Here is a 10,128-nt window from a genome sequence, read left to right on the forward strand (position 1 = left end):
CACCGGGGACGGTGTGGGAGAGTAGGTCACCGCCGGACAATCTTTCACGAAGGGCCCCCACCACGCGGTGGGGGCCCTTCGTGCTTTCCTGGACCTTTCCGCTGTGCACCTTCTCGGGTCTCTTGGCGGGATTCCGGGGGCGGGTTTTGTGAGAAGGAGGGCTTCCGGTGTGGGCGGGGGCCCTTTTTGCGTTTATGGAGCGTTCGTTGAGCGGTTTCCGGCTGTCCTGGGAACGTGGTGGCCTACGGGTCAGATGGCTCCGTAGTTCTCTCAAAAATCACCCGCAAAGGATCTGCGGCGGTGGTCATGATCATTTGTGGGTGCGGGGGAAGGGCGTATGGAGTTTCAGGGGCTTGCTAGGCTGGAGGGGCCGGGCCACCCCACCAGCGGGTGGCCTTCGTCGCGCCAGACCACGATAGGGCGGGGCAGCGATAGCGAACGGGGCGCACCCCGCGGCCGGAGACCGCCCGCATAGCGAACGTCCCATCCGATCGAGGAGATGGGACGCGCTCGCAGAGTGAGCCAACGAATGGACCAGAAGTGAACAGTGACAACGGGCCTGAGGGCGCGGGCCGACGCGAAGAGGGCGAAAACCGCGGATCTGGTGGCCAGGGAGGCCACCGCAGCGATCGCGCAGGTGGTGACAGGGGACGTCCGGGCGACGGTCCCCGATATGGTGAGCGCCGAGAAGGGCGCCCAAGTGGTTCTTACGGCTCTCGTGATCGTGGCGACCGGCCGTCCTACAACCGTGACGACCGCGGGTCCGGCCGTCCTCCGTTCAACCGCGACGACCGCCCAGGGGGCGGGCAGAGGCCCTCGGGACCGCGTGGCGAGGGCCAGCGTCCTTACGGCGACCGTGACCAGTCTCGTGGCGGTTCCTATGGAGCCCGTGACCGCGGCGACCGGCCGTCTTACAACCGTGACGACCGGGGGTCCGGCCGCCCCCCGTTCAACCGTGACGACCGCGGTGGTGACCGTCCGTCGTTCAACCGCGATGATCGCGGTGGTGAGCGCAGGCCGTTCAACCGCGACGATCGTCCCGGTGGAGGGCGTCCTCCGTTCAATCGTGACGACCGCCCCGGTGGTGGTTACCGGGGAGATCGTCCGTCGTTCAACCGGGACAGTCGCGGAGGGGATCGTCCTCCGTTCAACCGCGACGACCGTGGTTCTGGTCGTCCGCCGTTCAATCGTGATGATCGTGGTGGCGAGCGTCGTTCGTACGGTGATCGTGATCAGTCGCGTGGTCAGTATGGTTCGCGTCCCGATGGTGGTGAGCGCAGGCCGTTCAACCGTGACGATCGTCCTGGTGGGGGGCGTCCTCCCTTCAACCGCGACAACCGTGGGGGTGACCGCCCCCCGTTCAACCGTGACGACCGCGGTGGTGACCGTCCGTCGTTCAACCGGGACAGTCGCGGGGGGGATCGTCCTCCGTTCAATCGCGACAGCCGTGGGGGTGACCGCCCCTCGTTTAATCGTGACGATCGGCCGTCGGCCAGTCGTGATGATCGTGGTGGCGAGCGTCGTTCGTACGGTGATCGTGATCAGTCGCGTGGTCAGTATGGTTCGCGTCCCGATGGTGGTGAGCGCAGGCCGTTCAACCGTGATGATCGTCCCGGTGGGGGGCGTCCTCCCTTCAACCGCGACAACCGTGGGGGAGATCGCCCACCGTTCAACCGTGACGACCGCGGTGGTGACCGTCCGTCGTTCAACCGCGATGATCGCGGTGGTGAGCGCAGGCCGTTCAATCGCGACGATCGTCCCGGTGGGGGGCGTCCTCCGTTCAATCGTGATGACCGCCCCGGTGGTGGTTATCGGGGAGATCGTCCGTCGTTCAACCGGGACAGTCGCGGAGGGGATCGTCCTCCGTTCAATCGCGATGACCGTGGTTCTGGTCGTCCGCCGTTCAACCGTGACGATCGGCCGCCGGTCAGTCGTGATGACCGTGGTGGCGAGCGTCGTTCGTACGGTGACCGCGACCAGGCCCGTAGCCGCTACGGTTCGCGTCCGGATGGCGAGCGCAGGCCGTTCAACCGCGATGACCGTCCCGGCGGTGGCTATCGTGGCGACCGTCCGGCCGCCAACCGGGACGATCGCGGGGGGGATCGTCCTCCGTTCAATCGAGACAACCGTGGGGGAGACCGTCCCCCGTTCAACCGCGACGACCGTCCCGGTGGGGGGCGTCCCTTCGGGAACCGCGACCGCGACGGGGAGGGGTCCCGCACCCGTTATGGCCGGGATGACCGGTCCGGCGGCCGTGACGAGGCGCCCAGCAGCCCGCGTGAGGAGTTGCCCGAGCTCGCCCCGGACATCACCGCAGAGGAGCTCGACAAGGAGATCCGCGAAGAACTGCGTTCCCTCCCGCTCGACCTCGCGGACCTGATCTCCCGTCACCTGGTGGCGGCCGAGAGGGCTCTCGGCGAGGACGACGCGGAGCGGGCGTACGAGCACACGAAGGTCGCCCGTCGCTTCGCGGCCAGGATCGGGGTGATTCGCGAGGCCGTAGGCATCGCGGCCTACCGTGCCGGTCACTTCGCCGAGGCGCTCAGCGATCTGCGCGCGGCTCGCCGGATGACGGGTTCCGACTCCTTCCTGCCGATCATGGCAGACTGCGAGCGTGGCCTTGGCCGTCCCGAGCGTGCCCTTGACCTGGTCCGCTCCAAGGAGGCCGAGCGGCTCGACCGGGTCGGCAAGATCGAGCTCGCCATCGTGGAGTCCGGTGCCCGGAGGGATCTCGGCCAGAACGACGCCGCGGTCATCACCCTCCAGCGCCTTCCCGAGCTGCGTGACACCCGTCCCCAGCCCTGGTCGGCCCGCCTCGCCTTCGCCTACGCCGACGCGCTGTCCGCGGCGGGTCACGAGGGACCGGCCACGGAGTGGTTCGGCCGGGCGATGGCCTTCGACGAGGACGGCGAGACCGATGCGGCCGAGCGTTACGCGGAGCTGACGGGCGCCATCATCGAGGATCTCGAAGAGGACGACGATGAGGACGGGGAAGTCGTCGACGGCGACACCCACCCTCGCGATGACGCCGGTGCCGAGGGCGATGACGACGCCGGTGACGGTGACGAACTCGACGACGAGATCGACACCGATGACGCCGACATCGACGACGTCGCGGATCTGGACGCGGAGATCGAGGCCGAAGACGATCTCTTCGACGACGAGTTCAACGCGAACCGGTCCGCTGCCGGTGATGCTCCGGGCAACGACTCCTCCGACGAAGGGGACTCTTCCGAGAAGGTCTCCTCCGTGAAGGTCTCTTCCGAGAACGAGACGGCGGACGCGGAGCGGAAGGTGGAGCGCGCCGTTGGTCCCGCCTTCATCGAGCCTGACTTCGGCGACATTCTCAGTGACGCCCCCGATGCCGACTCCGACGAGGACGACGACCTGGACGAGGATCGGGACGAGGACGACGAGCAGGGCCGGGGCAAGGTCGAGAAGAAGTAGGGACCTTCACCACATTCCGGGTGGACGGCTCGTCCGCCCGGAATGTGGTGTCTCCGTGGCGGTCCCGGGTTTTACGGGACACGTCCTTACGGCTGGATCCGGTCCAGCCAGTGCAGGATTCCAGCCACATTGGACGGGGCGCCGCTGAGCAGTTCGAACTGCTCAGCGGTCACCTCGTCCGCCTTCAGGGCCGCGTAGCGGTCGCGGGTGCGCTCCCTGACCATGGCGGCCGCGTGGTCCAGGTCCATACCCTCGGTGTGGGCCTGACGGGTCAGGTCGACCCAGACGCGAAGCTCCTCGGCCGAGCGTTCCAGGATCTCCTCCACATCCGCGACCGGCCCGTAGTGACTGAAGAGCAGCCTTTGCGGGCCCAGCGCCTTGAACAGGGCGATCGAGTCCAGCGCGGTCCGCAGGTCGAAGTCCGGGGGAGGCGTGGCGGGACGCAGGTCGTCCGTCTCCGGGAGATAGACCCCGGCCGCGTCGCCGACGTAGAGGTCTCCGGTGCCGGAGTCGATGAGTCCCACGTGGTGTTTGGCGTGCCCCGGCGAGTAATGGCTGTTCAGAGTACGTCCGTTGCCGAGGTCGATCGTGTCGGTGTCGCCGAGCGCGCGGATCCGCGAGGCTTCCGTGGGGGAAAGCTCGCCGAACAGGATGTCCAGCTTGTCGCCCCAGACCATTCGCGCGCTGGCCATCAGCCTGGATGGATCGGCGAGATGCCGGGCGCCTTTCTCGTGAACGACGATCTCCGCGTCCGGGTAGAAACCGGCGATGTCGCCGACCCCGCCCGCGTGATCCAGGTGGATGTGCGTGACGACGACCGTGGCGAGATCTCCCGGGCCGACGCCCAGTGAGGTGAGGGCGTCGCGCACCACGGGAGCGGAGGTGGAGGTACCGGTTTCCACCAGGCAGGGACGGTCTCCAAGGATCAGATATCCGGCGGTGATGCTGGAGTATCCGGCCATCCGTGTGTCGATCTCATAGACGTCCCCGCCGAGGGCGGTGATGTTGTCCACAGGCCACCTCATAACTGGAACCGGCATCCACAGAACGGTATTCGGCCATTCCGGCGCAGCTCATATCGTAGAGAGTCGTCCTCGACCGGCAGGATCGAGGGAGGATCGCATGGATCGTAACGAGGTCATTCTCGTGGGCCGTCTGCCTGAGGCGGCCAACATCAGGTCATTGCAGAGCGGGAGCACGCTCGGCACCTGGCGGCTGATCGTCCGGCGGCAGCACCATGGGCGTGGCGCCCGGGTCGACACCATTCCGTGCGCGTCTTTCGAGACCGAGGTCATCGAGGCCGTGGCCGGTTGGCTGCCCGATGACATCGTCGAGGTGACGGGTTCGCTACGTCGCCGCTGGTGGGGAAGTGAAGGGGCCAAATCGTCCGGCTACGAGGTCGAGGTGCGTTCGGTGAGACGCCTTGAGCGCAAGGTCACCACGATCCTGGCCGGAGACGAGGGGGTTCCCGTGTCCGCCTCGCCCCGGGCGGTGCACTCACTTCTGCACACGGGGAAAGAGGTGGCGGGGGAGGGCGGGGAGCCGCGGCTCACCCTGGTCGGGCCTGACCTCACCGCAGCCGGGCCGGATCCCACCCCGGTTGGAGTGGATTTCGCTCCGGGTGAGCCGGACCCGGTCGTGGCTGGGTCGGACCTGGCCGTGGCTGGGCCGGACCCGGTCCTGGTTGGGGCGGGCACTGTCTCGGTTGAGCTGGATTCTGTCTCGGCTGGGCTGGGGCCCACCCCGTCCAGACCGGGGCCCGCCTCACCCAGGCCGGAACTCATCCCGTCCGGACCGGGGCCCACCTCGCCTAGATCGGGTCCCGCCTCAGCCGAACCGCACGGCCTCGCTCTGGTCCGGCCGAGCCCTGCCCCGGCAGGTGAGCCGGTGTCGGTTCCCCAAGCCGCGGAGGCGTCGATTCCAGGCCGTCCGCAGATGTCCTACCCCGCGACGCGTGGTGTGGATGTGGTCTCCGGAGCGGCTGGATGATCCGCCTTCTTTTTCCGGGGCGCGTGGGATTCTTCCCAGGGCATGCGGGATTCCGAGATCGCGGGCCGCGCATCCCGGAATCTCGGATTTCAAGGTTTCTCAGGTGCCTGGATTCCCGGATTTCTCGGGTGCCCGGCCTCTTCTCAGGGGGGCGGCTTCTTGAAAACTCAGGACCCGGGCTTCTCGGAGGAGGTCTGTTTTGGGGTGAGCAGGCGCAGAACCAGACCGGTTCTGGGCTTCGGGCCGAAAGAGGTGGATTTGCGGGGCACCCGTTCTCCCTGGGCCGCGACCGCGAGCACATCGTCGACCGCCAGCGGGCGCAGCAGCACCGCGGTCCCACCGGAGGCCTGTGCGAGTCGTACGGCGGCCTCCGGGTCGTGGTGGACGATGCGCACCGTCAGCTCGTCGTCCCGCAGCCCCCACACCTTCGGCAGGAGAAACTCCGCGAGGATGGAGGTGTTCAGCGCTCGCCACTTGGCCGATCGCTCGGACGGCATGGCGTGTTCGAGCTGGTCGGGGTCAGGGTCGGTGAGAAGGTGGGTGGGCCCACCGGCGGACAGCAGGTAGGCCGGTCCACTGGTCTCTTCCAGCGCGGCCAGGCCTTCGGCCAGGTCCGCGTGGTCATGCACCTGCCACGAACCCTTGGCCTTGGCCAGCGCCTCCTCGAACGGCAGCTCGGGAATGACCCGGTGGATGGCCTTCAGCTCCGGTGGGTAGGCGCTGGAGTCCACCAGAAGCGCAAGACCGAAATCCCACGGCTCAGACCTCACGGGGTTCACCGGAGTCACCTGTTCCGCAGATTCAACAGCCCCCACGGGAGTCTCTGCCGTGCCAGCTGTGCCAGTCGTGTCGGTCGGGCCAGCCGAGTTAGCCGCGTCGGTCGCGCTGGCCGTGTCGGTTGCTTCGGTGTCGGTTGCTTCGGTCGTGGTGGTTGTGGCTGTCGCGGCACCGCTTGGGGCAGAGGCACGGTGTTCCCGCTGGAGCGCGAGGTAGGTGGCGTAGCGGTGGTGCCCGTCGGCGATGAGGGCCTGGCGGGGGCGGAGGTCGGCGTCGATGGCGGCGAGCTCCCCGGTGTCGGTGACGGCCCACAGCCGGTGCCTGACCCCGTCCCCGGTCTCCGCCTCCGCCAGCGGGGGCCGGGAAGCGGCGATGTGGTCGACGAGGCGGGTAGTGGCGCCGTCCGTACCGTCGTAGAGCAGGAAGATGGGTTCCAGGTTGGCTTCCGTGGTGCGCATCAGCGCGAGCCGGTCGGCGACCGGTCCGGGCATCACGTTCTCGTGAGGCAGGACGATCCGCAGTTCCGGACCGGCCAGGCCCACGTCGCCGATGATCCCGCGCTGCAGGACCCCGGGGCCCGACTGCTCGTAGACGTAGACCGCGGGCGTCTCGTCGGCGGCCAGCACCCCGGAGGAGAGCCACCGGTGAAGCGTCTCCCGCGCCTCGGCGTACCTGTGGTGGTCGGTGCCGGGAAGGATCAAACGCACCACGTTGTTGGGGTGGGTGTCGAGCAGCTTTCGCACGCCGGCCTCGTCGATGAGGTCGTAAGGCGGTGAGGTGACCCCGGCCAGATCGTCGACCGTGAACCGTACGCCGCGGAACGGGCGCAGCACCAGCCCGCCGGGTATCGGCAGTTCAGGATTCGCCATAGGGGGCATGCTGCCATAAAGGCCTGAAACGGCCGGGGGCCGCTTCGAGTCTGTGGTGGTGCCCGGTCCGTCAGGGAATCGGCCAGATCTGTCGTCTGTCGATGAAGGAGGCCTCACACAATGGTCCAAGGACGTGGCGGTCCGTCTGATTCCCCCAGCCCCGAGACGGGCGCTCCGGTCGGGGACGTCTACGAATGGTTTCAACGAGGGATGAGGCTGCTGGCCGAGGGCAGTCCGGCGGCGGCGGCCGCGCTGCTGGAGCGGGCGGCCGACGCGGAGCCGGAGTCGCGGAGCATCCGGGAGGCCCTCGCCCGAGCACAGTTCAACTCCCGGCAGTACGCCGACGCCGTCGACAGCTTTCGCTGGATCATCGACGCCAATCCGGCTGAGGACTACGCGTATTTCGGTCTCGGGCTCGCCCTGTGGCGTACCGGGGACATGGAGGGGGCTCAGGAGCCGCTGGCCATCGCCGTCGCGATGCGGCCCGACCTGCGGCACTACGTCTCCGCGCTGAAAAGCGTCCGCGCCACGTTGCGCGCCCGCAGGATGTGATCGATCTGTACGAGCCTCCCGTTTGATCTGTACTAGCCCGCGAGCGTGATCCCGTGTGATCTGTACGATCCGTACGAACTCCCTGTGTGATCCGTGTGAGCCGTGTGAGTCTGCGAGCGTGATCTCATGTCCGTACGAGCCCCCGTGTGTGATCTATACGAGCCCGCGAGCGTGATCTCGTGTGATCCGTACGAGTCCGTCGGCGTGATCCCGTACGCCCGCGGGAGTGATCCACACCGGCCTGCCGGTGTGGTGGCCGCACGGTGCCCTGGCCCGCGTCGTCGAGGCCGGGCTCCGGCGTCACGAGCGCGCCCGCCCGAGGTGACCCGCCCGAGGTGATTCGTACGGGACGCACGTGGCTTCGTCGCGTGAGACCGGTGCGGGGGATGGAACGTGGGTGATGAAATGGGCCAGTGGACACGAATACGCTGATCGACCCGTATGACACCCTTCTCCTTGACCTCGACGGGGTGGTGTATCTCGGGCGCAACGCCGTACCGGCGGCTCCGGAGTCCCTGCGCCGGGCGGCGGAGCGTGGTGTGCGCCTCGCCTACGTCACCAACAACGCCTCACGCACCCCCGCCGCCATCGCCCAGCACCTGCGCGCGCTGGGCGCCCCGGCGGCCCCCGAGGATGTCGTGACCTCCGCCCAGGCCGCCGCGCGGGTCGTGGCCGAGCGGGTCGAACCGGGCGCCGCGGTGCTGGTGGTCGGTGGGATGGGGCTGCGCTCCGCGCTGCGCGCCCACGGACTGCGCCCGGTCAGCACCGCCTTGGAGGCCCCGGTCGCGGTCGTCCAGGGCATCGCCCCCGATCTCTCCTACGGCCTGCTGGCCGAGGGGACACTCGCCGTGAGAGGGGGAGCCCTCTTCGTCGCCGCGAACGCCGACTCGACCATGCCGACCGGCAGGGGCGAGCTTCCCGGCAACGGCGCGATGATCAGGGTCATCGCCACGGCGACCGGGGTGGAGCCGATCGTCGCGGGAAAGCCCGAGCCGCCTTTGCACCGCGAGTCGGTGCTCCGTACCGGATCGCGGCGGCCCCTGGTGGTCGGTGACCGGCTCGACACCGACATCGAGGGGGCGACCAACGCGGGAGTGGACAGCCTGCTGGTCCTGACCGGGGTGGCGAGCCCGCTCGACGTGCTGACCGCCGCTCCCCGGCACCGGCCCACCTACGTCGCCGCCGACCTGTCCGACCTGCACCGGCCCTACCCCGAGGTGCGGCGGACCGGGGACGGGTGGACCTGCGAGGGATGGACGGCCCGCTGGGAGAAGGGCGCGCTCACCCTCGAAGGCGAGGGAGAGCCGCTCGACGGGCTCCGCGCCGCCTCGGCCGCGACCTGGGAGGTCGCGGGCGAGGGCCGGGCGGACGAGGACGCGGTGAAGGCGGCACTCGATTCGGCGCTCTCGCCGCGGACCTCAGGCTCCGGCTGAGCGGGCCGCCTCAGCTCTCGTGCCCCTGAGAGACCCCGCGTGATCCCGCGCGCTCCCACCCGGTGCCGTGCTGATGACCGGGAGGCCGTGGCCGAGCCGGTCGCCGGTCTCTCCGTGCCCCTCTGCGCCCCTCTGTGACCCTCCGCCCGCGTGATCCCGCCTCCGGGCGGGATCGTCAAAGGAGTTTGCGCAGGCGGAGGAGGTCGCCGAAACTGGCGTCGACCTTGACCCGGCCGCCGAAAACGGCCCGTCCCATGTCGAGCTCCCCGTTGACCAGCGAGATGAGATCGTCACTGCCGATGGTCAGTTTCACCTCGGCCTCCCTGCCGTCGTCCGGGGACAGATCCTCGAAGGGGCCGAGGCCGCCGTGGCGGATGTGGCCGTAGAAGGTGACACCAAGATCCTTGACGTGGCAGCTGATGCTGCGCTCGACCACGTGCTTGGCGCGGCTCTCCTGGTCAACCTCGTCGAACTGCTCGCCGAGTTTGCGCAGTGCCACCCGGCACTCGTCGACGGTCGCCATCGCGTGGCGCTCCCTTCTCTCCCTGACCGATCCGAATCCCTTTCAGGTACGGACGGTAGCGTTCCACATGGGCACGGCATGCAATCCGGCGCGGGGGCCGGAGAAAGAGACTTCTGCCATGGCGTTCGAAACATCGCGGGGTTACGTGTTGGCGGTCGCCGACCTTAATGAGATGACAACGAACGAGGTCCCCATGATAGTTCGTGCTTTACCCATCTTTGGAGAATCCTTTCCATCCTCGCCCGCGCGGGACCGGCCCGCGCGGTACCGGTTAGCGTGGGCGGCGGCCGGGTTCGTACGGAGGCGGGGAGCCCGTGGTCGCGGGCAGGGGAAAGCCGGAAAAGGCGGGAAGGCCCACCGAGGCGACGAGGGACGCGGGTTCCGATACGGTCGGGGAATTCACGGGAGCGACGCCGGCGAGCGTCGTGCCCGTACGGCGGAAGCCACGTTCGTACGGCGGAAGCCGTGTTCGTACGGCGGAAGCCGTGTTCGTACGGCGGAAGCCGTGTTCGTACGGCGGAAGCCGTGTTCGTACGGC

At 68.5% G+C, this 10,128-nt stretch carries 8 protein-coding genes; 4 read left to right on the plus strand and 4 right to left on the minus strand.

From position 1 onward, the window contains the following. Positions 1-345 precede the first annotated feature (345 nt). The gene (locus tag ACW9TB_RS39205) at positions 346-2,391 is read right to left on the minus strand and encodes a hypothetical protein (RefSeq protein ID WP_472753187.1); all 2,046 of its coding nucleotides are present in this window, start codon (positions 2,389-2,391) and stop codon (positions 346-348) included. Here ACW9TB_RS39205 and ACW9TB_RS39210 point away from each other — a divergent pair. Then, positions 2,287-3,447, plus strand: coding sequence for a hypothetical protein (locus ACW9TB_RS39210; protein WP_472753188.1), 1,161 nt, complete (start codon positions 2,287-2,289; stop codon positions 3,445-3,447). The genes ACW9TB_RS39205 and ACW9TB_RS39210 overlap by 105 nt on opposite strands. An 86-nt stretch (positions 3,448-3,533) precedes the next feature. On the opposite strand, the gene ACW9TB_RS39215 is transcribed toward ACW9TB_RS39210, so the two are convergent. After that, complete coding sequence (locus ACW9TB_RS39215) at positions 3,534-4,472, minus strand: MBL fold metallo-hydrolase (RefSeq protein ID WP_472753193.1); 939 nt, start codon at positions 4,470-4,472, stop codon at positions 3,534-3,536. Between the two features lie 97 nt (positions 4,473-4,569). Between ACW9TB_RS39215 and ACW9TB_RS39220 the strand changes: the two genes are divergently transcribed. Continuing rightward, the gene (locus ACW9TB_RS39220) at positions 4,570-5,436 is read left to right on the plus strand and encodes a single-stranded DNA-binding protein (RefSeq protein ID WP_472753189.1); all 867 of its coding nucleotides are present in this window, start codon (positions 4,570-4,572) and stop codon (positions 5,434-5,436) included. A gap of 167 nt (positions 5,437-5,603) precedes the next feature. Here ACW9TB_RS39220 and ACW9TB_RS39225 read toward each other — a convergent pair whose 3' ends face one another. Further along, the gene (locus ACW9TB_RS39225) at positions 5,604-7,082 is read right to left on the minus strand and encodes a DUF1015 family protein (RefSeq protein WP_472753190.1); all 1,479 of its coding nucleotides are present in this window, start codon (positions 7,080-7,082) and stop codon (positions 5,604-5,606) included. A 120-nt stretch (positions 7,083-7,202) separates the two neighbouring features. Between ACW9TB_RS39225 and ACW9TB_RS39230 the strand changes: the two genes are divergently transcribed. Beyond that, complete coding sequence (locus ACW9TB_RS39230) at positions 7,203-7,634, plus strand: tetratricopeptide repeat protein (protein ID WP_329078985.1); 432 nt, start codon at positions 7,203-7,205, stop codon at positions 7,632-7,634. Between the two features lie 413 nt (positions 7,635-8,047). After that, positions 8,048-9,067 carry an HAD-IIA family hydrolase gene (locus ACW9TB_RS39235; RefSeq protein ID WP_472753191.1) on the plus strand — a complete coding sequence of 340 codons (1,020 nt, stop codon included), beginning with the start codon at positions 8,048-8,050 and terminating at the stop codon, positions 9,065-9,067. A 175-nt stretch (positions 9,068-9,242) separates the two neighbouring features. Here the strand turns inward: ACW9TB_RS39235 and ACW9TB_RS39240 are convergent, their stop codons facing one another. Continuing rightward, complete coding sequence (locus ACW9TB_RS39240) at positions 9,243-9,590, minus strand: SCP2 sterol-binding domain-containing protein (RefSeq protein WP_472753192.1); 348 nt, start codon at positions 9,588-9,590, stop codon at positions 9,243-9,245. Between the last annotated feature and the right edge of the window lie 538 nt (positions 9,591-10,128).

Source organism: Streptosporangium sp. H13245, assembly GCF_055690525.1.

Bases quoted from the DNA above. Each gene is read 5' to 3' on its own strand.
- ACW9TB_RS39215 (WP_472753193.1), bottom strand. From the start codon at position 4,472: ATGAGGTGGCCTGTGGACAACATCACCGCCCTCGGCGGGGACGTCTAT.
- ACW9TB_RS39220 (WP_472753189.1), top strand. From the start codon at position 4,570: ATGGATCGTAACGAGGTCATTCTCGTGGGCCGTCTGCCTGAGGCGGCC.
- ACW9TB_RS39225 (WP_472753190.1), bottom strand. From the start codon at position 7,082: ATGGCGAATCCTGAACTGCCGATACCCGGCGGGCTGGTGCTGCGCCCG.
- ACW9TB_RS39230 (WP_329078985.1), top strand. From the start codon at position 7,203: ATGGTCCAAGGACGTGGCGGTCCGTCTGATTCCCCCAGCCCCGAGACG.
- ACW9TB_RS39240 (WP_472753192.1), bottom strand. From the start codon at position 9,590: ATGGCGACCGTCGACGAGTGCCGGGTGGCACTGCGCAAACTCGGCGAG.